The following is a 25,934-nucleotide window of genomic DNA, read 5'->3' as shown; positions in this document are numbered from 1 at the left end:
GAGCGTCGGAAAACGCTGACGAGAAGGGAAACCCGTTTTTTGCCCCGTCCCGAACCCGGTGTATGAACGTACGGACAATAGCCGATCTCGGCCCGGACGAGCGGGCCGCTTTCTTCGACCGCGACGCCGGTGTCGACGCCGTCAGAGACGACGTGCGCGATATCGTCTCGCAGGTACAGACGGAGGGCGACGTGGCGCTTCGGCGCTTCGCCGAGGAGTTCGACGACGTATCGGTGGGCAACATCGACATCACGGACGCCGCCGAGCGGGCCTACGAGGAAATCGACGACGAGGTCCGGGACGCCATCGAGGACGCCGCGGCGAACATCCGCGCGTTCCACGAGCGACAGGTCCCCGAGGACTGGCGCGACAACTTCGAGGGCAGAGAACTCGGCCGTCGCTACCGCCCGCTCGACAGCGCTGGCGTGTACGCGCCCGGTGGGACGGCAGCCTACCCCTCCAGCGCGCTGATGGGCGTCATCCCCGCCAAGGTCGCCGGCGTCGAGCACGTCGCCGTCGCCACCCCGCCGGCCGAGGCGGTCAACCCCGTGACGCTGGCGGCCATCCACGTCGCTGGGGCCGACGCCGTCTATCAGGTCGGGGGCGCACAGGCCATCGCGGCGCTGGCCTACGGGACCGAAACCGTCAGCGCGACGGACATCGTCGTCGGTCCCGGCAACCGCTGGGTCACCGCGGCGAAAGCCGAAGTCCGCGGGGACGTGGCTATCGACTTCCTGGCCGGCCCCTCCGAAATCATGGTCGTCGCCGACGGCGACGCGGACCCAGAACTGGTCGCTGCCGACCTCGTCGCCCAGGCCGAACACGACGAGAACGCCTCGGTCGTCGCCGTCACCGACGACGAAGACCTCGCAGAACAGGTCGTAGCCGCCATCGACGAACAGGCCGACGGCCGTGAGCGCGAGGCCGTTATTCGCGCCGCACTGGACAACGATGCCTCCGGCATCCTCCTCGCGCGCTCGATGAGCGAAGCCGTCCTCTTTGCCGAGGAGTACGCCGCTGAACACCTCTCGATTCAGGCTGACGACGACGAATCGCTCCTCGAACGGATCCCCTCTGCCGGGTCCGTGTTCCTCGGCCCGTACAGTCCGGTCGCCGCGGGCGACTACGCCACCGGCACGAACCACGTCCTGCCGACCGGCGGCAACGCGCGGATCACCGGCGGCCTCTCCGTTGACACGTTCGTCCGGTCAACGACGGTCCAGCGTCTCTCGGCGGATTCGCTGGACGACATTGCGGATACGATTACGACGCTCGCGGAAGCTGAGGGGCTGGAAGCCCACGCCGAGAGCGTCCGAAAACGGTTCGAGGAGTAACGGTCCGGGGGTTTCTGGCTACTCGAATCAGCGGTTCTTTGTCTTGGGATCCCTGTGGGCGTCACTGTTAACACGTTCGGGCGTCCACGTAACTGTATGAGTAGCACAGCGGACGACGGCGACCCCGAACTCGGGGGCGAAGACGTGGCCGTCACCGAGCAGGCGGCGGCGGAGGCACTGGACCTCCTCGAAAGCGAGGGGATGGACATCGCGGAGTCCGGGCTTCGCTTATACGTCCAACAGGGCGGCTGTGCCGGCCTCTCCTACGGGATGCGGTTCGAGCACGAGCCCGAAGACGACGACGAGATCTTCGAGCGCAACGGCCTGCGCGTGTTCGTCGACGACGCCAGCATCGACTACATTGAAGGGTCGGTACTGGACTACGAGGGCGGCCTGCAGGGGGCCGGGTTCCACGTTCAGAACCCGAACGTGGTCAGTGAATGCGGCTGTGGCGAGTCCTTCCGGACGTAGCTACTCTTCGAGTTCGAACGCCACGACGACTTCTGCCTGGTACTCCCGACCCTCGACGCCGGCGATCTCGACGCCGAGCTCCTCGACCTCGACCCATTTGAGGTTGTCTAGTGTTGCCTCTGCGCGCTCGATGGCGTCGTCAGCGGCTTTGTCGAAGCTTTCCGAACTCGTCCCGATGAGCGTGATTTTCTTGAATACCATAGGTGAATGCACCGTGTTGCGTCTGGGCAGTCCCCGCTGTCAAGTGCGGCTGCCCCGTCTGGATCGTCTATTCGAAAACTGATATAAGTTAGCGAGGAAATCACGGATAGATCGCGTGCCAGTTGCCCACAGTAGTTTTGTTTCGGTTCGTGCCTATCTCAAGGATGGCAGCCACCGATTTTTGATTTGTATCACAACTGTCACACCCACAGCTAGCCGACATACTCGTGTGAGTCCCGCTCGGACGACTCGACGAGTACGCGGCGGGTGATGCCGAACCCAAACCCATAATTTATATTCCATTTATGGCCATCTATCTATTTAAACTACACATTTAATTGACATTCTGGGGCGGTATACTCTCAATACAGCATCGTAGCAGCACTATAGAAGGGATTGAACGCCATCTCCAAGACCGTGTCGGGTATTGCCGGTGTTGCGATGGACAGGTCGGTTCAGTAAACTTACTCGGTGATTGTCACTGGCCGAGAGTCGTACCGGACCTACCGCTGTGGTAGCAGCTAGCTACGTTCGGTAATCCAAATGAACTGCTATGTCAGTGCGTGAAGCATTATCGCATTATTAGACGGTGTGACACTTCTTCCAAGTGAAATGCACACACAGAGCAGGAAACTCACAGCAGTCTCGATGGTACTGCTGTTGCTAGTATCGTCTACAATCGCGTTCGGATTGGCCAGCGGCGCGTCCCTGCAACAGGCGGGGAACGCGGGGAACGCCGCAGCCGCGACGGTCACGTTCTCCGACCAAACGACGGCGGGAAACACTGTCACCGTCGACTCGGTGAACGTCTCTGACGGCGGCTTCGTCGCAATACACGACAGCAGCCTGCTCGAGGGTAACGTCGTCGGGAGCGTGATCGGCGTGAGTGAGTACCTCGAACCGGGCGAGTACGAGAACGTTGAAATCACGCTGTTCGATGTCCCCGGTGCGGAGTTCGACAGCGACGAACTGTCGGAAAACGACACGCTGATCGCGATGCCACACGAGGACACCAACGCCAACGGGACGTACGACTTCGTCGCCACGGACGGCGCGGCCGACGGCCCCTACGTGGTTGACGGGGCGGCAGTCACCGACGCGGCCAACGTCACTGTCGAACGCGATGGTGCTGTGGAGGGCGAATCTTACACCGTGTCGAACTTCTCGGCACCGCCGAGCGTCGCACAGGGTGATACGGTGACGGTCAACGCGACGATCACGAACCCGAACACCGTGACTGACGTGCAGGAAGTGGTGTTCCGATTCGATGGCGAAGTGGTCGCACGCGACCAGATCGAACTCGCTGGCGGAGAGTCGACCACGCTCTCGTACGCCCTCAATTCCTCATCCATCGAAACTGGAAGCTACTTCCACGGCGTGTACACGCAGTCGGATGGGGCACCGGGACAGGTCCAGATCGTCGATGAGGTCCAGTCCTTCGAGGTATCGGACCTCTCGGCTCCTGACACCGTCTCCGTCGGGAGCGAGTTCACGGTGACCGCGAATGTAACCAACCCCAACGCGTTCGCCAGCGAGCAGGCCGTCGAGTTCCGACTCCAGGGCACTCTCGTTGAGGCACAGGACGTTTCCCTCGACGCCGGGGAGAGTTCGATGGTTGAGTTCCAGGTCGATGCGACCGGCGTCAGTCCGGGGACGTACATCCACAGCGTCTTTACCCGCGACTTCGGGCAGTCAGCCTTGATAACTGTCGAGACGACGGGTGAGGAGCCGCCGGAAGAGGAGCCAACTGAGACAGAAGAGCCGACTGAGACTGAGGAACCGACCGAAACTGAAGAACCGACGGATACAGAGGAGCCAACGGACACTGAGGAACCGACCGCGACCGAGGAACCGACCGAAACTGAAGAACCAACAGAAACTGAGGAACCGACTGAGACTGAGGAGCCCACGGAAACTGAAGAACCGACTGAAGCTGAAGAACCAACGGATACAGAGGAGCCCACGGAAACTGAGGAACCGACTGAAACAGAAGAACCGACCGAGACTGAGGAACCAACGGAAGTCGAGGAGCCGACGGAGACTGAGACGGAAGTATAACCCGCGCCAACGGACCGATTCGAGACCCGACCAGGACAGACAAATAACGGCGGCCCTGGTCGGGAGCCTACCGCATCGAGACGCGTCTCCGTTCACGACTTGGCAGCCGCCTTCGAATTAGGGGTCTATTGCCGTCCATGCCACGTCTGTGGCCAGGGACGCCGTAAAAACACGGCTTGGTCACTGCGACTGCCGTTCGAGCCACGTCTCGACGTGCCCGACCACGCCGGTGAGGTGGGCGGTCCCCCAGATAGCCACGATGATCGCGCCGATGGCGTCGAACACCAGATCGAGCATCGTGTCGCTGAGGCCGAACTGTGTCAGAATCGTGTCGTTGCCCGTCGCCGATGCGGCCAGCGTGATCGAGAACTCGATGACTTCCCAGAACACGCCGAAGGCCATCACGAACAGCAGCAGGAACACGAACATGAACCGCGATGGAATCGATATCTCGTCGGTGTGCTCGTCGAGCGCACGGACGGTCGTGTAGCCGACCGCGGCGACGACCGACGATGAGAGGGCGTGGGTGAAGTGGTCCCACCACCAGATAGTGACGTAGAAGTTCTCCTCGGCCCCGGGGAGACCCACAGTTCCGAGGGCGTGGAAGAACGCGGCCGAGGTAATCCACAGCGTCAGCGCCGGGTCGAGGACGATGTCGTAGTCCCGCTCCAGCAGCGCCGGAAGCTGCGTCACCGCGATAGCGACGGCGGAGTTGACGATGATGCCGACGTTGCCCCGCTCGATACCGACCGCAAGCAGGCCGACAAGCGCGAACGACAGCACCCGCGAGAGCAGTTGTTGTGTGGCCGTACTGACGCTCAGGCGGTCGCGCACCCTCATGCGTCCGGCCGCACCTCCTCGGGGACGCGGTTGGTCCCGACCTGCTGGCGCACGTAGTACGCGAAGACCACGCCGGCCCCGACGCCGGCGATAGTCGACGCGACGAACTCCCACATCAGCGCCTCCTCGATGACGTGCTCGGACACCGACGGATCGAGGATGAAGGTGGTCCCGAGGAACTGGTCGGCCACCCAGCGGACGACCGCCCAGACGCCGGCGGTCGCCATCGTGGTGATCGCGACGAAGACGACGGCGAACCGGGGGGTCATCCGAACGGGCGTAAACAGCTGGAGTTCGACGGCGAGAATGAGCGCGATGGCGGCGACCGAGAGATAGGTCGCGAGGTTCCCGGTCATCGAGAAGGTCGCGAACAGGCGGCCGACCACGGGCAACGCCGCCAACAGGAGAATTTCCCAGGGGAGCATCGCGTACCGGTTGAAAAGCAGGACCGGTGGAAACAGCGCCAGTGCGGCGACGGCGGCCGCGAACCCGGCCCACAACAGGTCGCCCTGACCGGCACTCGTCACCGAGACAGCGGCGAGCATGACGACGATACACCACGCCGCGAGCGCGTTGACACGCCTGTCCCGGACCAACTGTGTAACGTCTCGGCTCATACCACGTGGAGTGACGCGATTCAAAAAACCCTATCGACCGCCAGGGATGACGTGGCTCCGTCAGATAGCGCCATACGCCATCGCGTACGCGAGCGCGGCGATAGTCACCGCCGCAAGCCCCGTCACGACCGTCTCCAGCCAGTCGACGCCGTGGCTGAACGGCCGGACCGGAGCCCCGATGACGCCCAGCGCGAGGACGCTGAACACGAAGTGCGCCGACCGTTCGAGCGTCGGCGCGGGCAGGAACAGAACGGCCGCCGCGTAGCCGATTCCCAGCGCCGCCCGCGGCCGGACGAGTTCGGTCAGCGTGTACCCGCGGAGGTGGACGTAGGTCCACACTGCGAGCCAGACCGTTGCGAGTTCGATGGCAAACGCCGCCAGGAGGTGCGTGGTCGGGTCGGGGTGGAGTAGCACCCGCTCGGCGACGAGCGTCACGTCGAAGGGGTAGAGGAACGGCGGCGGGCCGCCGGTAAAGAGGTCACCGAACGGGTGGGTGAGCAGTCCCAGAAGCGCCAGCGCAGCCACCGTCCGCGGACTGATATCGCGGGAGACCGCGAACGTAGCGATGGCAAGCGCGGCTGCGACGAACACGACCGTTACGAGTGCCGCGACGGGGCCGCTGAGTACGCCCGTCACCGCGACGAGTGCCACGCCGATAGCCAGCGACGCGATTCTGGCAGGCTGTGATTCGGTCGACCAGAGCCCGGCCGCGACGGCGAGTGCCGTCCCTAGCACGAGCGAGTGGGTCGGCCCGCGGTGGACGACGTTCGCGGTCTCCCAGAAGCCGTCCGCCGTCAGGTTCTCGGCGGCTCCGACGAGCAGCCCGAACGGAGCGTAGACGATGTCGGCGTCGGGCGCTGCGGCGAACAGGCCGGCGACGACACCTAACTGGACCGCTCGCTCGCGGGAGAGCCCCAGCCACCGGGCGGCGAGGGCTCCGAGGGCGAACGCAAATAACGCGTGCCCGACGAACATACGTCTGGTACGATAGCGATAGGCTTAAATATCGCGTGTGAACGGGTAGCGCGGCGCTTGGTTCCGCTCAGGACCCGGATTCGACTTTCGTCCAGCGTTCTTCGATGGCTGCGTTGGCTCTGACGACAGTATCGCCGTCGACCCGGAACCGGGTCTTCCGGAGTTCGATGGCGGCCACTTCGCCGGTGGTATCGCCGGCTTTGATAGTGTCGCCGGGGTTGAAGTCCGGGTCCCGGAGGAGGTACACGCCCGCGACGGCGTCTTTAATCATCTCCGAGAGCGCGTAGGAGACCCCGAGCGCGAGGAACCCCGTCGCTGTGCCCAGCGACGCGGCGATGGCAGTCAGGCCGACGATAGAGAGGAAGGAAAGCGCCACGCCGAACCACAGGAACACGAGCACGATGACGCCGAGGAACTGCCGATAGACGGGCGATTCGCCGGGCAGCGACCGCTTCAGAACGGCCCGCACGACGAACATGATGGCTTTGATACCCACCGTCGCGACCGCGAGAAAGACGAACGCGGTTATGAGACGCGGGAGCGCGTCGACGACGTTCGAGACTAGCTGTTCGAGCGCTCGATTGATAACACCGACTTGCACGCCGGATGGTGGACGGAGAGCCCCCTAAGTGTTGGTGTCGGGCGGTACGGCTGTGTCGCCGGGGTGCCGGACCACTTCGTAGTCGCCGTCTTCGGTGACGCCGATGACGGCCCAGTCGTACGATACGTCCCGCCGGTCGAGACGGCGGCTGAGATGCGTCGCTTCGCCGGTGCGTGTGACGAAACAGCGCAACTCGCCGCCGTCGGGTATCGGGTCCCGCGAGTCGAGCACCGAGACGGTGACGACGCGCCAGCCGCGTTCCGCTTGCAGTTCGGTACCAGTGCGCGACACGGTGTATCCGAGATCGTCGAATATCGACCGGGCCTGCTCGTCGAGTGATGTGGTAACGGCCCCCATCTGAGAACCAGTACCACTGGCTGTCTCATAAACGTTCCCACTATCCACTCAGCTGATAGTTCCGGTAGGGAGACGAGCAAAGGGGTTCAGGGCCTCGGTCGGCCAGTCCGACACAGAGCCGGCGCTACTCGTGGGCGGCGTCCCACTCCTCGGCCTTGCGGAGGTTCGAGCAGTCGTTACAGCGGATGCGTCCCATCGAGTCCATGGCGTTGTTGAACGTCTCGCAGTTGCTACAGAAGTAGCCCCAGCGGCGTTCGTGGTCGGCATCGCGGTAGACGACGTGAAACGCGCCTTTCGTGCCGATGTCGCCGTCGCTCCTGTCGACATACAGCGTCTCGCCGTCCGGACCTTCGAGTGCGTCCATACGTAGTCATGACAGGCCAGCGGCTAAATCACTGCGGAAGCCATTTGTGGCTGGTTCCCTTGCACTGTGGGTGTGAGTCCCCGGATCGTTCACTACTCCGACCTGGAGAAGGCCTACGACACACCCGAGCGCATCGGGCGGTTCGCGGGGACGGTGGCCGCCGCTGACGGCCCGGACACGCTGGTGGTCGGCACTGGGGACAACACCGGCCCCGGGGTGCTGTCGCTGGTCACAGACGGCGCGCAGTCCCTGGACCTCTTTACCGCGCTGACGCCCGCCTTCGAGACGCTTGGCAATCACGACTTCGATCACGGACTCGACGCCACGCGGGACATCATCGCCACATCCCCCCAGACGTGGCTGACCGCGAACGTCGAACGGGACGGCGACCGCTTCGCCCGGCGATTGACCCGGCCGTGGGCGAGTCGGACTGTCGATGGGCAGCAGATTGGCTTCGTCGGCGTGACCGACCCCGACACGGCGTCGGCCAACCCGCAAGCGAGTACGCTCTCGTTTACGGACCCTATCGAGGCCGTCGCCGAAGCGGTCACGGCACTTCGAGAGGACGGGGCCGATGTGGTCGTCGTGCTGTCCCATCTGGGACGCACCGACGAGCAACTGGCCCGTGCCTGTGACGTGGACGTAATTCTCGGCGGGCACGTCCACGAGCGTCGCATCGACCGCGTGGCCGGAACCTTACTCACCAGACCGGGAGCCAACGGCGGGGCCGTCGTCGATGTCGACCTCGGCGGGACCGAACCGACTGCACAGTTCCGCGAGACCGCAGCGGGTCCCGTCGACGGTCGCGTCGCGGCGGCTATCGAGGACAGGCTCGCCGAAGCGGGGCTGGACGAGGTCGTCGGCCACGTCGAAGAGCCACTGGACCGGAGCCAGGCGACCATCTACGGCGGCGAGTGTCGGCTCGGGAACCTCGTCGCGGACGCGTACCGGTGGGCGACAGGCGCGGACGTGGGGCTCCAGAACAGCGGTGGCCTCCGGAACGACACGGTTCCGCTGACTGGGGCGCTGACGGTCGCTGACCTGATGTCGATCGTTCCCTTCGAGGAGCCCCTGACCGTCGCCGAACTGACGGGCGCGGAACTCCGGACGCTGTGTCAGCAGGGCAGCGGGCAGCAGGTCGACTTCGGGGAGTCGGACTGGTGGCACGCCCACTTCAGCGGCGTCGAACTGGTCTGGAACGACGACACGCAAACCATCGAGCGGCTGCGGGTGGACGGCCAACCGGTCCGTGACGCCGAGACGTACACGCTCGCGACGAGTAACTACCTCTACTACACGGAGCTAGAGTTCCCGGTGTTGACCGAATCCCACCGGGTCAGCGTCGCTGCGGTGCAGTACGAGGCGCTGGCCGACTACGTTCGGGAGACGGACATCGCCCCGGCCGTCGACGGGCGGCTCACTCGCCGCTAGCGATTTAAACCTCGGCACGGTACGTTTCGCCGATGCCACAGGTCGTCGTCCCGGTCAGATACCCGCTCTCCGAGAACTCCCGAGCCACGCTCGCTGAGGCCATTCAGATCGCCGACGAGGAAGACGCGGACCTCACCGTGTTACACGTCAATCTCTATCAGAACAGCCACCGGGTCGACCGGACGGAACTCAAACGCGCCGTCGAGCAGTCGTTCGGTCACGTCCCCCGGACGCGATACGTCGTCCGGTCGGGGATGCTGGTCGAAGAGACGATTCTCGACGAGGTGGCCGCACAGGACGCTGATATCGTCGTCATCGGGAGCAAGCAGGCGAGCCGCTGGCGACAGATGATCCGGCGGCTAGTCGATGACCCTGATGTCGAACAGTTCCTCCGCGAGGAACTCGACTGCGAGATCGTCACCGTCCAGCCGGACGCACAGTCGACGCATCACTCGTCGGCGAACTCGTCGGGGTCTTGAGCGGGTGACACGGGCGCGTCGCCGGTCGCCGTGTGGGGCCGGTCGACGCCGTCCAGGCTCTCAAGTCCGTTGTTGAGCGAGACGTTCATTTCGCCACTGGTGTCGTCGAAGTACAGATGCGAGTGCGGGTAGGCGATCTCGACATTCACGCCCTCGAGCCGTCGCCAAAGGTTCGTCTGGACGCGCGAGCGGGCGGCGAGCAGTTTGTATGGCTCTGTGATCCAGTACCGGAGCGTCAGCAACACGCCGTGGTCGGCGAACTCGTTGATGTACACCGTCGGCGATGCGGGGTACCGGGCCGCGCCGACGCGGATGTTCGGCCCGCCGGAGATGACGTTGTCGACCTCTCTGGCGGCTTCCTCGATGAGGCTCCGTGCGACGGCGATGTCGCTCTCGTAGGTGACCAACACGTCGAGTCGAAGGCGTGTCCGTGAGTCTTCCGCGGAGTAGTTGACGACATCCCGCTGTCGGATCTCCCCGTTGGGGATGACGAGAAACGTGTTGTCGAGCGTGAACATCTTCGTGTGCCGGAGCGTGATGTCCTCAACGAACCCCTGTTGGCCGGTGTCGACGAGTTCGATCATGTCGCCGATCTCGTAGGGCTGGTCGGCCAGCAGGAACACCCCGGAGATGAAGCTCCCGAGGATCGGGGCCAGCACGACACCGACCACGGCCGAAAAGATAGCGACGGACAGGCCGATGTCGGTCAGTCGCAGGCCGTAGATGTTCAGGATGGTCAGTAACCCGAAAAGGTACACGGTGACGCGAATGCCGCGCAGCGCTGTCCGGGTGAGACTCGGCCGCCGGAACTGCTGGGCGACGCGTCGGCCGAGCAGGCGGACGAGCAGTCTAGAGACGACAACTGCCAGCGCGATGACGATCAGGGACTCTCCGATGTTCGCCACCCACATCGGAATCTCGAACGGGAGCAGACCACCGATGTCAGTGGCCACGTCCGTCGCGGTTTCGGTCGGCGTCGGTGTGGGTGTCTGTAACGGCCAGACAGGGCCAAAACGCATGACAGGGATTCGACGCCGCCACGAGAAAAGGGTTCCCCTCCCGAACTACTTAGCCCCCGCCGCCCGTTCGCTACGATATGTCTCCAGATGACATCTCTGTGGTTCTTTCGGACGACCGACCACCGGTCGACACCTTAGCGGTTGGCGTCTCGGAGTACGGCCTGGCCGGGCTCACGGCCGTCGATTATCTGACCGACCAGCACTCGATGCGCGAGATCGGGCACCTGCGGACGCCGGGGCCGCCGTTTATCACCCCCTTCGAGAACGGGACGCCGAGACACCACACGCGGCTGTACGCCGACGAGGAAGCGTCGTTTGCCGTGGTGGTTGGGGAACGGTTCGTGCTGCCAGCCCAGGCCGGGTCGCTGGCCGAGGCCGTCGCGACTGCCGGGCGAAAACTGGACGTTTCGAACATTACGATGCTCACCGGCGTCCCAATCGCACACGGCCCGGACGACCACGCCCCGTTCTACATCGCAACACCGGCCTATCAAGAGGCGTATCTCGACGACACCGACATCAGGCCGATGGGCAACGGCTTCCTCGAAGGATTGAGCGCGGAGCTTGTCGCCCGAGGTATCGACGACGAGCGTCCGACCGGCGTGTTCACGACACCGACCCACCCGCAAGCGCCCGACGCCGCGGCCGCGATCAGACTGCTCACCGCGCTGCAAGAGACCCACGCAATCGAGACCGACACCGGTCCGCTAGAGGCCTTCGCCGCGAACATCGAGGCCCACTACAAAGCACTCGCAGAGCGGATGGAAGCAGCCAACACCGACCAGCCGTCGGATGACCGAATGTATATGTAAAACGCAAAATATACTACGAATGGTCGAGTATATACGTCAAAAATAAACGATAATTCCACATTGTGGGTTAACAATCAAACATTCTGCCGACAGGTTTTTCAGCGTACAGCGCGTTCTTTTCTCTGATGACCTCCACCGAAATCTATACGCGCGGCGCAGTCGATTCTGACCCGCCACCGCGGACGCGGTCCAAGAGCGCGCTGTTCTGTCCCGACTGCGGTCACGAGAGCGCAGTGACGGGCGACTGGACAGTCGAAGGAACCGAGAACCGTTTGCGGCTTCGGTGTCCGGAGTGTGACACCGTCGTCCAACAGCGGTAGGGCCACTGTCGGCACAGCTATCCTATCCGCCCAGCGAACTCTGTCCTTATTACTGCAGTCATCAAAAACCGCGTACAGCAGCTATTTCAGCGGCGCTGCTCGAATCGGCTGGTCAGTGCATCGAGAGACTTTCAGAAACGTTGGTCGGGCCAGCGTTAATCGAGTCGTTAGCCTGTATTAAGAGACGACAGACCGCATCACCTTCGCTATGTCTGTAAGGGTCTTTTCGCCCTGTAGTGACGATGCACTGGGTCCAGTCGCAAATACCGGGACTTTGGTTTTCGTGTGTTGCGTTGTCGACCACCTGAGACCGGCTCTGTTAGCAACGATTCGGCGGATGTTCCCCGAATTAGCTTTCAATGATTCGATTTCGAGGGTCGTCAAATCAGAGATGCCAGTTCCGTCCGCAACAACGGCCCGAATGAGAGCCGTATCGCCGTCCACCTGTGCTAGCCGATTCCGCAGCGTTGTATCACTGGCTACCAAGCTATCTACGACATTGAATTTCGGAGAGGCTGTGAACGAGAGCCCACCAGTTTCGTGGTCACCTGTTGTAATCACCAGCGTACTACCGTCTGCGGCATCAAGCGCCTGTTTGGTCCCCGCAGTGTCGAGTTCCAACACGTCGTGGGGGAGACCGGCCCAGTTACTGTGGCCGTACGTATCGATGTGCTCGTTTTCTATCAGGAGGAAGGACTTGCCCGTCCCCAGGCGTTGTCTTGCCTTTTTGACCAGTAGGTCCATATTCGGCTGACTCGTCGCTGAATTGGACCGCGAAATCGTCCCGCCCATCGAATCTGTCGCGAACAGCCCGAGCGTTTTTCCTGCTCCCGAGAGGCCCGCAAGCCCGCTCGCGGTAGTGACGTAGTTGTATCCAGCAGCCTTCGCCTGGTCCCGTAGAGTACTGCTGAAGTATTTTTTCCCACCCCCCAGCAAGACATCCACACCGGTCTCCCGAATGTATTGTCGGGCGATTTCTGTCTGGTTTGACCGACTCGCCGTGTGTGCACCGAAGGCCGCTGGTGTCGCATCTGTTAGTGCCGATGTCGTCACTAGCCCCGTCTTGTAGCCGGCCTTCTTCGCGCGTTCAAGCACGGTCTCTTTCGGGACGAATCGACCACTGCTGTCTATCACGCCGCCGATAACGCCGTTTTTTGTCTTGAATCCAGTCGACATTGCGGTCGCCGCGGCGGCCGAGTCAGTAATTCCTCCAGAGGCGTTTGTTGTCGTGGCTTGGCCCGACTCAGCATGCCGATCTACCTGTAGCGAGGCATTGAACCCCGAGCTTCCGTCTCGATATGCCTTGAGCCCACGACCTGCTTTCAGCTGATTCGGGCCTTGCCCGTCGCCAACGACGAGGAGTATGTCCGGGGCAGTCTGACTGCTTGCGACCGTTCCGAGACCACCTCCGGAAAAGAAGCCCGCCCCGGCAACTGCCGTGAGCCCCTGCAGCACTTTTCGTCGTGAGAGACTGTTTTCAGTTTGTCTATCAGGGGAGGCATGTTCCTGTTCGGGTTGCGTCGCTTTTCGGTGCGCTGAATTATCCTTTTGCTTGAATTTCTTCACAACTGACCTGTAACAACAGTAGTATTTAGTGCCAGACGTTCACCCGGTCACGGACATGTAGCATTTGTTACGTGCTATCGGTCCATACTCCCGAAACGGCCATCTACTCTACTACGAAGACCTCGGTTTCGATACGGAGGACAGCCCGCTAACGGCTACACAAGCAGGAGGCGCTGCTGATGCGAACGCCGTCTGGGAGTCAGTTATTCTCACCGTCCCGAACAATGGCTGACTGACGTTCACGGGCTCGTTCGAGAAACGCCTTGGGAAGCGATTGGATGTCACCGACCTGGACCCGCCAGAGGTTGGCGTACAACTCGTCCGCTTGAAGGAGTCCCGTGTGGGTGCCGTCCTCGACGACGCGACCGTCGTCGAGAACGAGAACCCGGTCGGCGTTGCGGATCGTCGACAGCCGATGGGCGATGACGAAGGTTGTCCGGTCAGCGGCGAACTCCTGGAGACTCGCCTGGATCAGGGCCTCCGTCTCCGTATCCACCGCGCTCGTGGCTTCATCGAGTATCAACAGGTCCGGGTCTTTGAGCATCGTCCGGGCGATCGCGAGGCGCTGGCGCTGGCCGCCGGACAGTTTCACCCCCCGCTCACCGACCATCGTGTCGAAGCCGTCGGGAAGGTTTCGGATGAACTCCCCGGCCTGTGCTCGCTCGGCGGCCGCTTCGATCTCGGCGTCAGTCGCATCGAACGTCCCGTAGCGGATGTTCTCCGCGACCGTCCCGTAGAACAGAAACGGGTCCTGGCTGACGTAGCCGATGGCGCTCCGGAGACTCTGCAGACGCACCTCGCGAACGTTCTGCCCGTCGATGCTGACTGTGCCCTCGTCGGCGTCGTATAGGCGCGGGAGCAGTTTCAACAGCGTCGACTTGCCCGCGCCGGTCGGTCCCACGACGCCGACAGTCGTACCGCCCGCGACTGCGACATCAATATCGTGGAGCACGGCATCCTCGCCGTATGCGAACGTGACAGCATCGAACGCGACGGCCCCCTCGGAAACGGTCAGATCGCTCGCCGTAGCGCTGTCGGCCACGGTTGGGCTGCGGGCGAGTAGCTCATCGACACGGCGGCCGGCAGTCTTCGCGCGTTCGTAGTCGTCGACAACGTCTCCGAGCCTGATTATGGGCCAGATGAACTGCTGCGCGTAGATGACGAAGGTGACGAACGCGCCGGGTGTGAGCGTTCCCGCCACCCCCAGCGGCGCAGCACCGAGGACCCACAGTCCGCCCACGAGGAAGGTGATTGCGAACCCGATACCGGAGATGAGGTTCAATCCCGGGAAGTAAGTGATGCGCACGCGGATGGCCGCCAGGCTGGCCCGAAGATAGCTGTCCGAGGCCGCCCGCACCCGGTCCGTTTCGAACCGCTCGGCGCTCTGGGTTTTGACAACCTCGATGCCGGAGACGCTGTTCTCCAGCCGGGCGTTTAAGTCTCCGATTTCCTCGCGGACGGCGAGATAGCGGGGCTCGACGACCCGGGTGAAGACGAGCGTAAACAGGGCCAAAAGGGGGATGGGCAACAGCGCGACCGCGGTCAGTGTGGGGTTGAGCCCGATCAGGATGACGCTGATGCCGCCGACGGTCGCCAGAATCCACACGATTGCACTCAGCCCGTCTTCCAGAAACGTCTGCAGTGCGTTAACGTCGTTATTCAGAACCGACATCAGGTCGCCCGTTCGGCGGCGGGTGAAGTACGCGAGCTCCTGGTCCTGCAGTGCGTCGTAGGCGTCGACGCGGAGCGAGCGCTGGACCCGCTGGGCGAACACACTCCACCCCCAGTCTTCGACCCACGACGCGACCGCGCCACCGCCTGTCGCGACGAGGAGGAGCACGATAGAGAAGTACAGCTGGCCGACCGGGGCCGCAGGGATCAGTCCGGCGGGGACGAACGGCAGTGCGTACGCGCGTTCGCCCAGGAAGATGGCGTCGACGGCAAGCCCGATCACCAGTGCCGGCAACAGTCCCAGTGCCCGACCGACGAGCGTCGCGACAGTCCCGAGAACGGCGTACCGGCGGCCCTCGTCGGCGTATTCAGTGTAGAGTCGCCAGACGACGTTGCCCGTCCCGGACTCGGGACCCAGTTGCCGGTCGCTCATGTCCCCGTTCGGTCCTCCACCGGTATCAGGGTGCTGGACGGAGCGGTCAAATTGTGGGCGCTACTTCCGAGCAACGCAGCAGACAGAGCCCGTGGTCGCTATATCGTCTGTGTCTCTCAGGGGACGCTCCTCGGTTTTGTGGCGGTAGCAACGATACGGCCGGTAGCTGTCCGACACTGACTGGTTCGATTGGATAGCCAGCAGTTGTATGACGGCCCCGTTTTCAGGGAACCGCCTCCTTACCGCGAAAAGACCGGACCAGCCCGTCAGTATTCGTGTATCTCGTCGTCAGTGACGACCGTATCCAGCAGGTACGTCGGCGTGGCGTCGTAGGCCGGGTTCGCGACCTCGAAGCCGTCTGCGGGTTCCCGGAGCACTTCAGACGGTGATCGGATCTCGTTTTCGAAGGCGAAGGCCCCGTCGACGTACTTCGCGGCGGCCCCGACGACCGTCACCGGCACGTCGTTGTCCGCGGCGGCCGTCGCAATCGGGTAGGTTCCGATGCGGTTGTACAGCGTGTCGTCGACGATACAGTCCATCCCCACGAGCACGCGGTCGACCTGTGACATGAAGTGGCCGGCGGCGCCGTCGACGATGAGCGTCACGTCGATCCCGTCCCGTTTGGAGAGGTGCCGTGCCATCTTCCGGCCGATAAAGCGCGGCCGCGACTCGGTGACGTACACCTCGAAGCTGTGGCCGGCCTCGATGGCGTCGTCGATAGCAGCGAGCACTGTCGAGGAGAAGTCATGCGTCAACAACACGTCGTCGTCGGCGATCTCCGACACCGCGCGTTCGGCGGCGCGGTCCTTCGCCGACTCCACCGAGTCGATAACGTCGTCGATAGCCTCGATGGTCAACTCCTTGGCGGCCGCCACGTCCTCGGGATCTGCGTCCGAGACGGCGTTCACGATCCGGTGCTGGGTCGTGTGAAGCGAGGCGTGGGAGGGGTTCGCCCGCCGCAGGGCGTTGCTGTTCCGGCTGAGCGAGCGGAGGTAGTCCTCGACCGTCGGGTACTCCCTGTCAGTTAGATCCCGGAGCGCCTGGGCGGCTTTGACCGCGACCACGGAGGAACTGTGTGTCTGCATCTCCGAGATCTCCTCGACCGTCTCGTCTATCATACGGGTGGCTGTGAGTTGAACCGATATGTGTCTTCCCCTCGCTGCCGAACAGCATTTAACGCCGTCTCACATTAGGGGCGATAGACGGCTATGGGACGGTTCAGCACTGACACGGTCGGGATGACAGAGGGGATCGGCGTCGCCGTACTGATCGGCCTGACGCTGCTCGTGACGGCGATTGTCGGGCTGAACGTCCTCGTCATCGATGACGACAGCGGCGGCCCGCAGGCGAACTTCTCCTATGACTACGTCGAGAGCAACGAACTGCTCATCGTGACACACGAACGGGGTGACGAGTTCGAAGCCGGTAACATCGAGTTCGAGGGGCCGAGCAAAACAGTCACCTGGGCGAAGCTCGCCAACCGGGAACCAGATGCGACAATCGGTCCGGGCGACCTCGCGCAGTTGAGCAGCGGAAACGCCTACGAACGGCGGGTGGGCGCACGGGACACGATCACAATCTACCACAACGCGAGCGGGAACCGGACCCAGTTGGATCAGTGGAACGGCGCGAACTGAGGGCGCACACCGTACAGCTGAGTGCTGTGGACCGGCTCAATCCGCCGAGACGACGGTCTCACGGTCGGTCTCGGCCGGCCGACCGAACCAGTCATCGAAGGAAAGCGGTCCCGCGCCCATCGTGAACACCGCCGAGGCCATCCCGAACAGCGTGATGTGAGCGAGCACCGGGTCGTCCGGCAGGCCAAACAGTGTCGTGGTGAACAGGACGAAGGAGACGGCCGCCGCCCCGCGGGTCATGAAGCCGAAGATCAACACCAGGCCGACCAGCATCTCGGTCAGGCCAGCGCCGAGTACCCACATGCCGGGGTCGACGGGGACGACGGCGGTGAGATCGTACTTTTCGACGACCAGCAACGCCTGGCCGGGCTCGGCGAGCTTTTGAATCAGGCCCAGATAGACGAAGGTCACGCCCATGCCGACCCGGACGATGACCGGGACGTATTCGCGGTACGGCGCTGTCGCCGCGTCGAGGAACCCCTTCAGGTGATGCACCGGGTCGACGCGCCCGTAGTAGGTGCCCTCGGTGCTGGCGACCTGCTGGAGCATGTGGTCCGCGCTCGGGCGGCCACCGCCCAGTAGCAGCAGGGCCAGAAACGCCGGGACGTACTCCATAGCGAGAATCACGCCGACATCGACGGTCAGCGCCCAGCCGTAGGTCACCAGGCCGATTGCGGTGACGATGCGGGTCGCCAGCCCGAACAGGATCGTAAAGCCCAGTCCGATGAACAGCGCCCGGACGACCGGGTTCAGTGTCGGGTCGAACGTCACCGTCGGGGCGAACAGATACCCCTGGAAGCCGGCCCCGACGAGCGGTAGCCCCACGCTCAGCCGGAGCATCCACGGGACGAGGTCGGCGTAGCTCGCGAGGAGGTTCCGCAGGACGACGATGTCTTTGACCGTCGGTCGGACCCAGAGGTACGCCGCAAGGCCGGCGGTCACTGCGAGGCCCGAGACGCCGAAAACGGCCGCGTTCAGGGGGTCCGAAAGGACGGACAGCGCGAAATCGAGCGCATCCAGCGCGTCTCCCGGTCCCTCCGTCACGTAGTCGACGTGTCCCGCCACGGGTCGCGGAAGGAGCGTGAGAACGAGCACGATAGTGCCGGCGATACTCGGTATGCGCGCATCCATGCTTGAGAATTCGTGTCCAGGGCACCTAATCCTGTTTGTCCGTTCAGGGCTGTCCGAGCCGTTCGATGGTCCCACCAGCGGCCCGTCTCCGTAGGCGGTGGAATTATATCCACGCCTCCACTACTTATACGGCAGTGAGCGTCAATATCGAAACACAGATCGTCGAACGCGGGGACGACGAGCACGTCGACGCGGCGTGGCGGCTCAAGGAGGACATCCGCGAGTCCGACGGGGTACTCCGACAGCGACGGGGGTTCTTTCGTGACGCCTACCGACGGTCGACCACCTATCTCTACATCGACCGGTCGGAGGAGCGCCTCATCGGCTTCGCCGCGGTTCGCCGCGACGGCTACATTCTCTTTCTCGCAGTCGACGACGAATACCGGGGCCACGGCTTCGGCAAGCGACTCGTCGCCCGCGTCGCCGAGGACTACGGCAGCGTGACCTGCCACGCCCGGGCGACGAACCGGGAGGCCATCGGCTTCTACAAACACATCGGCTTCGAGATCCGGCGGCGTATCGACAACTACTATGAGGACGGCGGCGACGCCTACTACCTCAAACTCGGCGAGGACTCGATCACTGACAAACTGTCGAAGTTCCTGCGTAGCTAAGCGAACGCTTTTCAAGGGACCTCCCCAACGAGGTAGCCGATGGAAGAGCGGACCCGCGCGTACCTCCGTGGCCGGTTCGGCGACCACTACCGACAGGCGTCGGTAACGCCGCCGCCGGCCGCGAACGAGCGTGAATGGGGATTCATTCCGTGGACAGAAGGCCCCGGCGAGACGATGGTCCGCCATCGCTCGCTGCTTGACTTAGGCGAGATCGAGGACTTCCTGGGCCGGCGAAAGCCCCGCCACGTCTACTTCTCCGCGGGCCGCTACGACGAACCGAGCGCCTCCACGATGTCGGACAAGGGCTGGCGCTCCTCCGACCTCGTGTTCGACCTCGACGCTGACCACCTGCCCTCGGTGGTGCTTGGCGAGGACACCTACGCCGAGATGCTCGAAAAGTGCAAGGACGCGCTGCTTCGACTGCTGGATTTCCTAGAGGACGATTTCGGCTTCGAAGACCTGACGGTTGTCTTCTCCGGGGGCCGGGGCTATCACGTCCACGTCCGCGACGAGCGCATCCGCCATCTGGAACGGGACGCCCGCCGTGAAGTCGTCGACTACGTCCGCGGTATCGGCCTTGAGTTCGACGAACTCGTCGACGAGGAGGCCGTCGCCGGCACGGCCGGCCGGTCCAGCCCGGCACAGAAGCGAACGCTTTCGACGGAGGGCGGCTGGAGCGCCCGCGCACACCGCCACATGCTCGCCGTCGTCGACGACCTGCTCGCGATGGAAGAGGCGGACGCGCTGGAGCGACTGCAGGAGTACGATGGCATCGGCGAGGGGAAGGCGACGGCGGCGCTGAACGCAGCCCGGTCGAACTACGAGCAACTGGAAGACGGCAACATCGACGTGCATCCGGCGTTCTACCAGCTGGCGAAGATACTGCTGCATGAGGTCGTCGCGGCCGATAACGCGCCGATTGATGAGCCGGTGACGACGGACACGAACCGGCTTATCCGCCTGCCCGGGTCGCTGCACGGCGGCAGCGGGCTGGAAGTCCAGCGCATCGACCGCGACGAACTCGACGGATTTGATCCGCTGGTCGACCCCGTCCCGGAGACGTTCCGGGGCCACGACATCACTGTCGAGGTGACCGACGGCGGCCTCGTCGAGCTAGATGGCGATAGCTTTACACTGGAGGCGGGTAATCAGACTGTACCAGAGCACGTGGGCGTGTTTCTCATGGCCCGTGGCCGCGCCGAGAAGGGGAAAGAATGAACGTAGACGAGCTACAGTCCGTCCAATCGCGCGAACGCCAGACCGATCAGCTCCAGCAGCTGCGCGAGACGTTCTACGAGGACGCCGGGCAGTTCATTCAACAGCTCCGGGAGGAGCGCGACCGCGCGGCCGAGCGCGCCGAAGACCCCTTCGACTCGCCCGAGGTCAACCGCCTGACTGACGACATCAAGACCGCCGAGCAGACCGTTGAAGCCGTCTATGAACGGCGCGTCGGCAAGATCGTCAAGATGGCGTCGCTGGCCGCGGCGGACATGCCCACCGAAGACGACGGTCTCACACAGGAGGAACGACAGCTGTTCGAGACGATGGTCGAGGCTATCGAGTCCAACCGGGGCCACGTCCTCGACGTGATCGCGGGAGAAGCCCCGACCGGCACGGTCGGCGACGAGCCGAAATCGGATTCGCGCGAGGCCCCCGACCCGCAACCACAGCAGGAGACGACCACGCCGGATGGGCCGTCGGCCGACGGACCTGACTCGACGGCAGCCCCCGACTCGAGCGTCGACGCGGCCGACATGATGGGCAGCGGCGGCGATCAGTCGCCGCCAGCGCCACCGGAAGAAAGCGACGAGCCGACGCCGCCGGCCGATTTGGAAACGGAGGGCGATTACGCGTCCGGTGTCGACACTCCGTCGGCCGAGCCGCCGACCGAGAGTGACGATGTGTCGGTGCCGCCAGCCGAAGCCGGCAGCGAAACTGAACCCACACACACTGACGGCGGCCGGCAGCCGCCAGCGGGCGAGCCGGCAGAACCCGATGCAGCCCGAGCGTCCGACGTGGACCGACGGACGGTCCGCATCACGGACGACGTGGGCGAGATATTCGGCGTCGACCAGCGCGAGTACGACCTCTCGACGGACGACGTGGTGACGCTGCCAGCTGACAACGCCGACCCGCTGGTCGAGCAGGACGCCGCCGAGCCGCTGGAATAAGCCAACTCGACCGGCTCCAACGGGGCGCTATGCAAAGTGGCGCTGGACGATCGTTCTGTGGCAGCGTCAGACTATTTATATACAGTAGGTGAGTTGATATGTATGAACACGTACGTTCGTCTCGTGGTCGCCCTGCTTGTCGGCGCGCTCGCGTTTGCCATCACGACCGTCTCGGTGACCAGTGGCTTCGAACCGCAGATAGAGTTCTCGCTACTCATCGGCCTTCCGATGGGTCTGTCGGCCGGTCTGACCGCGCTGTTCGCCGGATACGTCCTGCTGTGGCACCGCGACCGAGCGGCGGCAGGCGCGGTCTCCGAGCGCGCGGTCCGCCTTCGCATGGCCGCGCTGGCGGCCGTCGCGGACTTTTTCGTCGTCACTATCGTCGGTGTCGCCCTCTACGTACTCGCAAGCGGAAGTCTCGGTATCGGCCTGCTGGTCGCGGGGCTGCCGGTGACGCTGTTACTTGCCGCCGCCGTCGGCTATCTCGTGGCCGATGGTAACCGGAACGAGCGGGCCGAGGTCCAGACGCAGTGACGCGCGAGAGCAGGCGTACCCGACGAACCACTCTACGGCTCGGGTCTGGTCCCGAGCGTGAGTTCGACCGTCTCCTGCGTTCCGTCACGCTCGACCAGCACGTCGACCGTCTCGCCGGGGCTGGTCTCCAGTGCGAGGAAGCTCCCCAGCGCCTGTCGCGTCGGTGTCGGCGTCTCGTCCATTTGCCGGACTACGTCACCGCCGGTTGGGATCTCCGTGCCCGAGACGGTTGTCGAGCCGTCGCTTCCCTGTAGAACGCCCGCCGCTGGGCCGCCGTCGACGACACGGGAGATGTACACCCCCGACCCGGGATCCAGATTGTTCGCCTCGGCGATGCGCGGCGAGACGCTCTGAAGTCCAACACCCATATACGGGTGGTCGTAGTCGCCGGTCTGGATGAGCGACGGCACGACCCGCTGGGTGAGCGGGGCCGAGATGGCGAAGGCGACGTTGTCGCCGCCGCCGGAGTTGATGACGCCGACCACGTCACCGTCGAGCGTGACCAGCGGCCCGCCGCTGTTGCCCGGATTGACCGGCGCGTCGGTCTGGACCGCGTCCGCGATGGAGAAGTTGTTCGCGCTCTGGAGCGTGCGGTCGACGCCGCTGATGATACCAGCCGACACCGAGCCCGACAGTCCGAACGGGTTCCCGATAGCGACGACTTCCGTCCCGACTGTCGGCTCAGTTTCGACGAACGACAGGGGTGTCACGTCCGGCGTCGAACCGACTCGCAGGACAGCCAAGTCGCTGTACACGTCCGCGCCGACGACGGTGGCCGAGCGCCAGCCGGTGTCGGCAAAACGAACGTAGTACTCGCTCCCGCCGGCGACGACGTGTTCGTTCGTCACAATATGCTCGTCGTCGATGAGGAACCCGCTCCCCTGCCCACCGACGGTGGTCTCGGCGTACACTCTGATCGAGACGACGGCGTCGGCGACCTCCTGATACACGTCCGTGTAGACGCTGTCAGACTGATCGGTGGCGGCCTGTGATGACTGGTCGGCGGAGTCTTCGGACGACTCGCTTCCCATCCCGGGGGTCTGGCAGCCGGCCGTGGCGGCGACGGCCGTGCCCAGTGCGCCGAGCATCGCTCGGCGTGAGAGAGACTGCTCCATACCCATCCGTGGAACTGAGCCGCGAAAAAGCCACGGTTGCCACTCGAACTGAGAGCGGCGTCGACGGGTCCTGAGAGGCGTCTGTCGGAGCTGTCCAACTGCGGTGTTCAATCTGACAGCTGTCAGTGATGTCGGGCACAAACTACAATCGTCCCGGTAGCATACGGGGGGCCATGGCAGAGGACTCATCGGGAACGACGACGCCGACACCGGGGTTCGTGTTACCCGGCCTGCGATGTGGCGTCGAGATGGCGCTCGTCGGCACAATCGTGTTGCTCATCGGGCTGCCGACGGAGGAACCGATACGGCTCGGAATCGTGTTTCTGTCGGCGCTGCTGGCGATGACCGTCGTGCTGTTTTGGGCGGTCGGCCGGCATGTGCGCCGCTGGATCCGCTACGCACAGGGGAAGCCAACGCGGAATACGCCGTTTGACTGAGGACAGCGTCTCAGTCAGCCCGGCCCACGGAACTGTCGATACCGGCTGAGTTAATAATTTGGGCACAATTCTTTATTAACCAATCCCACTATAGGGCGGTAACTTAGCAGTTGAATTAATAAGAGAGGGTGACCTAGCTCCGGTAATGACTGAGTCCGACGGCTGTTCGGATGCCGGGTGTGACGGCACGAGTGCCGACGGTCCGACGGTGACGGACTCGCGTGACGGGATGCAGGTCGCACAGCTGTCCGTCCCCGAAATGGACTGTCCCTCCTGTGCTGGAAAGGTGGAGTCGAGCGTCCGCGAGTTGGCAGGCATCGAAGCCGTGGACCCACAGATTGCGACGGGTCGCCTCACCGTCGAGTACGACGGGGCCGAGACGGACGCGGCCGCGATAGCGGAGCGCGTCGAGGCGGCGGGCTACACCGTCGCGGACGACGGCGGCGAGACACTGCGGTTCAGCGTCCCGGAGATGGACTGTGCCTCATGTGCCGGCAAGGTCGAGAGCGCGCTGGGGAGCGTCGGCGGTCTCAGAGCCGTCGAGACCCACCCGACCACCGGCACGGCCGTCGTCACGTACGACCGGAACGCGACGACGGAAGGGGACATCGTTGCGGCCATCGAACGCGCTGGCTACGAGGTCACGGAGACGACTGGGGAGGGTGAGACACCCGGGCAGACCGACGAGAACGGCTCGGTCTGGACCAGCTCGCGGGCGCTGAAGACGTGGGTCAGCGGCATGTTCGTCGCGTTGGGCCTCGTTTTCTTTTTCGAGTTCTTGCTGCCCGGCGCGAACGCACAGGTTGGCAGCGTTCTCGGGTCGCCGCTGTTCGTCGACGACGTTCTGTTTCTCATCGCCGTAGCGACGGGCGGCCAGGAAATCCTGCGTGGTGGCTACTACTCGTTGCGGAACCGGAACCTCGACATCGACCTGTTGATGTCTATCGCCATCCTGGGTGCGCTGACCGCGAGCCTGGCCTTCGGCGAGGCGCTGTACTTCGAGGCCGCGACGCTCGCGTTCCTGTTCAGCGTCGCGGAGCTGCTGGAACGGTACTCGATGGACCGCGCGCGGAACTCGCTGGAAGAACTGATGGACCTCTCGCCCGACGAAGCGACGGTCAAACACGACGGGACTGAGGAAGTGGTCCCCGTCGACGACGTACAGGTGGGCGATATCGTCGTCATCAGGCCCGGCGAGAAGATCCCGATGGACGGCGAGGTCATCGACGGGACCAGCGCGGTCAATCAGGCCCCCATTACCGGCGAGAGCGTTCCGGTCGACAAGACCGAGGGCGACGAGGTGTACGCCGGGACCATCAACGAGGAGGGGTATCTGGAGGTGCAGGTCACGGCGGCGGCCAGCGACAACACCCTCTCGCGCATCGTCCAGATGGTCGAGGACGCCCAGTCGAACAAGACCGAGCGCGAGCAGTTCGTCGAGCGCTTCTCGTCGTACTACACGCCGGTCGTCGTGGCCTTCGCCGTCCTCGTGACGCTGGCGTCCCCCGCTGCGCTCGGAGTGGCGTGGTCGACCGCTGTCGTGCACGGCCTGACGCTGCTGGTGCTTGCCTGTCCCTGCGCGTTCGTCATCTCGACGCCAGTCTCGGTCGTCTCGGGCATCACCAGCGCGGCGAAAAACGGCGTGCTCATCAAGGGCGGCAACCACCTCGAAGCGATGGGCGCGGTCGACGTGGTCGCCTTCGACAAGACGGGGACGCTGACGAAGGGCGAACTGACCGTCACCGACGTGCTTCCGCTGAACGGGAACACCGAGGCGGAAGTCCTGCGGTGTGCCCGCGGTCTCGAACAGCGGAGCGAACACCCCATCGGGGAGGCCATCGTCGCGGAGGCGGGGGCCGCCGGCGTCGAAAGCGCCGATATCGACGACTTCGAGAGCATCACCGGGAAGGGCGTCCGGGCGGACCTCGATGGGACGCCCCACTACGCCGGGAAGCCGGGGCTGTTCGACGACCTCGGCTTCGACCTCTCGCACGTCCACGCCACCACCGACGGCGGTGTCGTCACCAGAACGGCCCAGCAACTCTGTGAGCGCAACAACTGTATAGACCTGCTGGAGGACACCGTTCCCGAACTCCAGGCCGAAGGGAAAACGGTCGTTATCGTCGGGACAGAAGACGAGATAGAGGGTATCATCGCCGTCGCCGACGAGGTGCGCCCGGAGGCGAAGGCCGCGATCTCCCGGCTCCGCGATCTGGGCGTCGAGCGGACGGTGATGCTCACCGGCGACAACGAGCGCACGGCGGCGGCTATCGCCCGAGCGGTCGGCGTCGACGACTACCGCGCCGAACTCCTGCCCGACGAGAAGGTCGCCGCTATCGACGACCTCGTCGACGAATACGACGGCGTGGCGATGGTCGGGGACGGCATCAACGACGCGCCGGCGCTGGCGAGCGCGACCGTCGGTGTCGCGATGGGGGCCGCCGGCACGGACACGGCCCTCGAAACGGCTGACATCGCGCTGATGAGCGACGACCTCTCGAAGCTCCCGTACCTGTACGAACTGGCGAACGACGCCAACGGTGTCATCCGGCAGAATATCTGGGCCAGCCTGGCGGTCAAGGCTGGTCTCGCCGTCGCCGTGCCGTTCGGATACGTCCCCATCTGGGCGGCCGTGCTCGCGGGTGACGCCGGCATGACGACCGCCGTGACCGGCAACGCCATGCGGCTCTCGCGGATCAGGCCGGAGAGCGACGACGAGCCGTAGACAGGCACGGTCGTCCGCCCG

General features: G+C 64.1%; 27 protein-coding genes. 14 read left to right on the top strand and 13 right to left on the bottom strand.

Going from position 1 to position 25,934, the window contains the following annotated elements:
* Positions 1 to 62: 62 nt before the first annotated feature.
* Entirely contained in the window at positions 63 to 1,334 is a 1,272-nt protein-coding gene (gene hisD / locus NDI54_RS14630; RefSeq protein ID WP_310897178.1) for a histidinol dehydrogenase, read from the top strand.
* A 96-nt stretch (positions 1,335 to 1,430) separates the two neighbouring features.
* Positions 1,431 to 1,805, top strand: coding sequence for a HesB/IscA family protein (locus tag NDI54_RS14625; protein ID WP_310897177.1), 375 nt, complete (start codon positions 1,431 to 1,433; stop codon positions 1,803 to 1,805).
* On the opposite strand, the gene NDI54_RS14620 is transcribed toward NDI54_RS14625, so the two are convergent.
* Complete coding sequence (locus tag NDI54_RS14620; RefSeq protein WP_004593332.1) at positions 1,806 to 2,006, bottom strand: dodecin; 201 nt, start codon at positions 2,004 to 2,006, stop codon at positions 1,806 to 1,808.
* Between the two features lie 612 nt (positions 2,007 to 2,618).
* Between NDI54_RS14620 and NDI54_RS14615 the strand changes: the two genes are divergently transcribed.
* Positions 2,619 to 4,064, top strand: coding sequence for a DUF7282 domain-containing protein (locus tag NDI54_RS14615; RefSeq protein ID WP_310897176.1), 1,446 nt, complete (start codon positions 2,619 to 2,621; stop codon positions 4,062 to 4,064).
* A 180-nt stretch (positions 4,065 to 4,244) separates the two neighbouring features.
* Here the strand turns inward: NDI54_RS14615 and NDI54_RS14610 are convergent, their stop codons facing one another.
* The 6 genes from NDI54_RS14610 to NDI54_RS14585 form a co-directional block, all read right to left on the bottom strand.
* On the bottom strand, positions 4,245 to 4,904 hold the full coding sequence (locus NDI54_RS14610; RefSeq protein ID WP_310897175.1) for a hypothetical protein: 660 nt from the start codon (positions 4,902 to 4,904) through the stop codon (positions 4,245 to 4,247).
* Entirely contained in the window at positions 4,901 to 5,521 is a 621-nt protein-coding gene (locus NDI54_RS14605) for a hypothetical protein (RefSeq protein ID WP_310897174.1), read from the bottom strand. The genes NDI54_RS14610 and NDI54_RS14605 overlap by 4 nt, the downstream gene beginning before the upstream one ends.
* A gap of 60 nt (positions 5,522 to 5,581) precedes the next feature.
* Positions 5,582 to 6,496: a metal-dependent hydrolase gene (locus NDI54_RS14600; RefSeq protein WP_310897173.1), complete on the bottom strand. Its 915-nt coding sequence runs from the start codon at positions 6,494 to 6,496 to the stop codon at positions 5,582 to 5,584.
* A gap of 67 nt (positions 6,497 to 6,563) precedes the next feature.
* The gene (locus NDI54_RS14595) at positions 6,564 to 7,097 is read right to left on the bottom strand and encodes a mechanosensitive ion channel domain-containing protein (protein WP_310897172.1); all 534 of its coding nucleotides are present in this window, start codon (positions 7,095 to 7,097) and stop codon (positions 6,564 to 6,566) included.
* A 24-nt stretch (positions 7,098 to 7,121) separates the two neighbouring features.
* Positions 7,122 to 7,454, bottom strand: coding sequence for a DUF7116 family protein (locus NDI54_RS14590; protein ID WP_310897171.1), 333 nt, complete (start codon positions 7,452 to 7,454; stop codon positions 7,122 to 7,124).
* A gap of 124 nt (positions 7,455 to 7,578) precedes the next feature.
* Positions 7,579 to 7,818: a DUF5816 domain-containing protein gene (locus tag NDI54_RS14585; RefSeq protein ID WP_310897170.1), complete on the bottom strand. Its 240-nt coding sequence runs from the start codon at positions 7,816 to 7,818 to the stop codon at positions 7,579 to 7,581.
* A gap of 72 nt (positions 7,819 to 7,890) precedes the next feature.
* Here NDI54_RS14585 and NDI54_RS14580 point away from each other — a divergent pair, with 72 nt between their 5' ends.
* A complete protein-coding gene (locus NDI54_RS14580) occupies positions 7,891 to 9,249 on the top strand; it encodes a bifunctional metallophosphatase/5'-nucleotidase (protein ID WP_310897169.1) in 1,359 nt (452 codons plus the stop codon).
* A gap of 32 nt (positions 9,250 to 9,281) precedes the next feature.
* A complete protein-coding gene (locus tag NDI54_RS14575; RefSeq protein ID WP_310897168.1) occupies positions 9,282 to 9,728 on the top strand; it encodes a universal stress protein in 447 nt (148 codons plus the stop codon).
* Here NDI54_RS14575 and NDI54_RS14570 read toward each other — a convergent pair.
* Positions 9,698 to 10,747: a mechanosensitive ion channel family protein gene (locus tag NDI54_RS14570; RefSeq protein WP_310897167.1), complete on the bottom strand. Its 1,050-nt coding sequence runs from the start codon at positions 10,745 to 10,747 to the stop codon at positions 9,698 to 9,700. The genes NDI54_RS14575 and NDI54_RS14570 overlap by 31 nt on opposite strands.
* Positions 10,748 to 10,824: 77 nt before the next feature.
* Between NDI54_RS14570 and NDI54_RS14565 the strand changes: the two genes are divergently transcribed.
* Together NDI54_RS14565 and NDI54_RS14560 are read left to right on the top strand one after the other, a co-directional pair.
* A complete protein-coding gene (locus NDI54_RS14565; RefSeq protein ID WP_310897166.1) occupies positions 10,825 to 11,559 on the top strand; it encodes a proteasome assembly chaperone family protein in 735 nt (244 codons plus the stop codon).
* A gap of 125 nt (positions 11,560 to 11,684) precedes the next feature.
* Positions 11,685 to 11,879, top strand: coding sequence for a hypothetical protein (locus NDI54_RS14560; RefSeq protein ID WP_310897165.1), 195 nt, complete (start codon positions 11,685 to 11,687; stop codon positions 11,877 to 11,879).
* Positions 11,880 to 12,056: 177 nt separating this feature from the next.
* Here the strand turns inward: NDI54_RS14560 and NDI54_RS14555 are convergent, their stop codons facing one another.
* The 3 genes from NDI54_RS14555 to NDI54_RS14545 form a co-directional block, all read right to left on the bottom strand.
* Positions 12,057 to 13,445: an alkaline phosphatase gene (locus NDI54_RS14555; RefSeq protein ID WP_310897164.1), complete on the bottom strand. Its 1,389-nt coding sequence runs from the start codon at positions 13,443 to 13,445 to the stop codon at positions 12,057 to 12,059.
* 199 nt (positions 13,446 to 13,644) lie between these two features.
* Positions 13,645 to 15,549 carry an ABC transporter ATP-binding protein gene (locus tag NDI54_RS14550; protein ID WP_310897163.1) on the bottom strand — a complete coding sequence of 635 codons (1,905 nt, stop codon included), beginning with the start codon at positions 15,547 to 15,549 and terminating at the stop codon, positions 13,645 to 13,647.
* Positions 15,550 to 15,815: 266 nt separating this feature from the next.
* Positions 15,816 to 16,667 (bottom strand): translation initiation factor eIF-2B, encoded by an 852-nt coding sequence (locus NDI54_RS14545; protein WP_310897162.1) that lies wholly within the window; start codon positions 16,665 to 16,667, stop codon positions 15,816 to 15,818.
* Positions 16,668 to 16,757: 90 nt separating this feature from the next.
* Between NDI54_RS14545 and NDI54_RS14540 the strand changes: the two genes are divergently transcribed.
* Positions 16,758 to 17,186 (top strand): type IV pilin, encoded by a 429-nt coding sequence (locus NDI54_RS14540; protein WP_310897161.1) that lies wholly within the window; start codon positions 16,758 to 16,760, stop codon positions 17,184 to 17,186.
* 36 nt (positions 17,187 to 17,222) lie between these two features.
* On the opposite strand, the gene NDI54_RS14535 is transcribed toward NDI54_RS14540, so the two are convergent.
* Positions 17,223 to 18,317, bottom strand: coding sequence for a DoxX family protein (locus NDI54_RS14535; RefSeq protein ID WP_310897160.1), 1,095 nt, complete (start codon positions 18,315 to 18,317; stop codon positions 17,223 to 17,225).
* A gap of 134 nt (positions 18,318 to 18,451) precedes the next feature.
* On the opposite strand from NDI54_RS14535, the gene NDI54_RS14530 reads away from it, so the two are divergent.
* The 4 genes from NDI54_RS14530 (at position 18,452) to NDI54_RS14515 (ending at position 21,636) form a co-directional block, all read left to right on the top strand.
* Entirely contained in the window at positions 18,452 to 18,931 is a 480-nt protein-coding gene (locus NDI54_RS14530; RefSeq protein WP_310897159.1) for a GNAT family N-acetyltransferase, read from the top strand.
* A gap of 39 nt (positions 18,932 to 18,970) precedes the next feature.
* Positions 18,971 to 20,149, top strand: a complete 1,179-nt coding sequence (priS, locus tag NDI54_RS14525) for a DNA primase small subunit PriS (protein WP_310897158.1) — start codon at positions 18,971 to 18,973, stop codon at positions 20,147 to 20,149.
* The gene (locus NDI54_RS14520) at positions 20,146 to 21,102 is read left to right on the top strand and encodes a hypothetical protein (protein ID WP_310897157.1); all 957 of its coding nucleotides are present in this window, start codon (positions 20,146 to 20,148) and stop codon (positions 21,100 to 21,102) included. Before priS ends, NDI54_RS14520 begins: the two co-directional genes overlap by 4 nt.
* A 102-nt stretch (positions 21,103 to 21,204) precedes the next feature.
* Positions 21,205 to 21,636, top strand: coding sequence for a hypothetical protein (locus NDI54_RS14515; protein ID WP_310897156.1), 432 nt, complete (start codon positions 21,205 to 21,207; stop codon positions 21,634 to 21,636).
* Between the two features lie 32 nt (positions 21,637 to 21,668).
* Here the strand turns inward: NDI54_RS14515 and NDI54_RS14510 are convergent, their stop codons facing one another.
* Positions 21,669 to 22,751: a S1C family serine protease gene (locus tag NDI54_RS14510; RefSeq protein ID WP_310897155.1), complete on the bottom strand. Its 1,083-nt coding sequence runs from the start codon at positions 22,749 to 22,751 to the stop codon at positions 21,669 to 21,671.
* A 173-nt stretch (positions 22,752 to 22,924) separates the two neighbouring features.
* On the opposite strand from NDI54_RS14510, the gene NDI54_RS14505 reads away from it, so the two are divergent.
* Positions 22,925 to 23,188: a hypothetical protein gene (locus tag NDI54_RS14505; RefSeq protein WP_310897154.1), complete on the top strand. Its 264-nt coding sequence runs from the start codon at positions 22,925 to 22,927 to the stop codon at positions 23,186 to 23,188.
* Positions 23,189 to 23,333: 145 nt separating this feature from the next.
* Positions 23,334 to 25,913, top strand: coding sequence for a heavy metal translocating P-type ATPase (locus NDI54_RS14500; RefSeq protein ID WP_310897153.1), 2,580 nt, complete (start codon positions 23,334 to 23,336; stop codon positions 25,911 to 25,913).
* Positions 25,914 to 25,934 lie beyond the last annotated feature (21 nt).

Origin of the sequence: Haloarcula terrestris (assembly GCF_031624315.1) — an archaeon.
Classification (GTDB): domain Archaea; phylum Halobacteriota; class Halobacteria; order Halobacteriales; family Haloarculaceae; genus Haloarcula; species Haloarcula terrestris.
Note: the sequence above shows the minus strand (reverse complement) of the source record. Positions and strands in the feature narration are given on the sequence as shown.

Bases quoted from the DNA above. Each gene is read 5' to 3' on its own strand.
- NDI54_RS14575 (WP_310897168.1), top strand. From the start codon at position 9,282: ATGCCACAGGTCGTCGTCCCGGTCAGATACCCGCTCTCCGAGAACTCC.
- NDI54_RS14535 (WP_310897160.1), bottom strand. From the start codon at position 18,317: ATGGATGCGCGCATACCGAGTATCGCCGGCACTATCGTGCTCGTTCTC.
- NDI54_RS14590 (WP_310897171.1), bottom strand. From the start codon at position 7,454: ATGGGGGCCGTTACCACATCACTCGACGAGCAGGCCCGGTCGATATTC.
- NDI54_RS14570 (WP_310897167.1), bottom strand. From the start codon at position 10,747: ATGCGTTTTGGCCCTGTCTGGCCGTTACAGACACCCACACCGACGCCG.
- NDI54_RS14560 (WP_310897165.1), top strand. From the start codon at position 11,685: ATGACCTCCACCGAAATCTATACGCGCGGCGCAGTCGATTCTGACCCG.
- NDI54_RS14540 (WP_310897161.1), top strand. From the start codon at position 16,758: ATGGGACGGTTCAGCACTGACACGGTCGGGATGACAGAGGGGATCGGC.
- NDI54_RS14585 (WP_310897170.1), bottom strand. From the start codon at position 7,818: ATGGACGCACTCGAAGGTCCGGACGGCGAGACGCTGTATGTCGACAGG.
- hisD (WP_310897178.1), top strand. From the start codon at position 63: ATGAACGTACGGACAATAGCCGATCTCGGCCCGGACGAGCGGGCCGCT.
- NDI54_RS14550 (WP_310897163.1), bottom strand. From the start codon at position 15,549: ATGAGCGACCGGCAACTGGGTCCCGAGTCCGGGACGGGCAACGTCGTC.
- NDI54_RS14515 (WP_310897156.1), top strand. From the start codon at position 21,205: ATGAACACGTACGTTCGTCTCGTGGTCGCCCTGCTTGTCGGCGCGCTC.
- NDI54_RS14545 (WP_310897162.1), bottom strand. From the start codon at position 16,667: ATGATAGACGAGACGGTCGAGGAGATCTCGGAGATGCAGACACACAGT.
- priS (WP_310897158.1), top strand. From the start codon at position 18,971: ATGGAAGAGCGGACCCGCGCGTACCTCCGTGGCCGGTTCGGCGACCAC.
- NDI54_RS14505 (WP_310897154.1), top strand. From the start codon at position 22,925: ATGGCAGAGGACTCATCGGGAACGACGACGCCGACACCGGGGTTCGTG.
- NDI54_RS14605 (WP_310897174.1), bottom strand. From the start codon at position 5,521: ATGAGCCGAGACGTTACACAGTTGGTCCGGGACAGGCGTGTCAACGCG.
- NDI54_RS14620 (WP_004593332.1), bottom strand. From the start codon at position 2,006: ATGGTATTCAAGAAAATCACGCTCATCGGGACGAGTTCGGAAAGCTTC.
- NDI54_RS14510 (WP_310897155.1), bottom strand. From the start codon at position 22,751: ATGGAGCAGTCTCTCTCACGCCGAGCGATGCTCGGCGCACTGGGCACG.
- NDI54_RS14520 (WP_310897157.1), top strand. From the start codon at position 20,146: ATGAACGTAGACGAGCTACAGTCCGTCCAATCGCGCGAACGCCAGACC.
- NDI54_RS14565 (WP_310897166.1), top strand. From the start codon at position 10,825: ATGTCTCCAGATGACATCTCTGTGGTTCTTTCGGACGACCGACCACCG.
- NDI54_RS14600 (WP_310897173.1), bottom strand. From the start codon at position 6,496: ATGTTCGTCGGGCACGCGTTATTTGCGTTCGCCCTCGGAGCCCTCGCC.
- NDI54_RS14500 (WP_310897153.1), top strand. From the start codon at position 23,334: ATGACTGAGTCCGACGGCTGTTCGGATGCCGGGTGTGACGGCACGAGT.
- NDI54_RS14625 (WP_310897177.1), top strand. From the start codon at position 1,431: ATGAGTAGCACAGCGGACGACGGCGACCCCGAACTCGGGGGCGAAGAC.
- NDI54_RS14610 (WP_310897175.1), bottom strand. From the start codon at position 4,904: ATGAGGGTGCGCGACCGCCTGAGCGTCAGTACGGCCACACAACAACTG.
- NDI54_RS14615 (WP_310897176.1), top strand. From the start codon at position 2,619: ATGCACACACAGAGCAGGAAACTCACAGCAGTCTCGATGGTACTGCTG.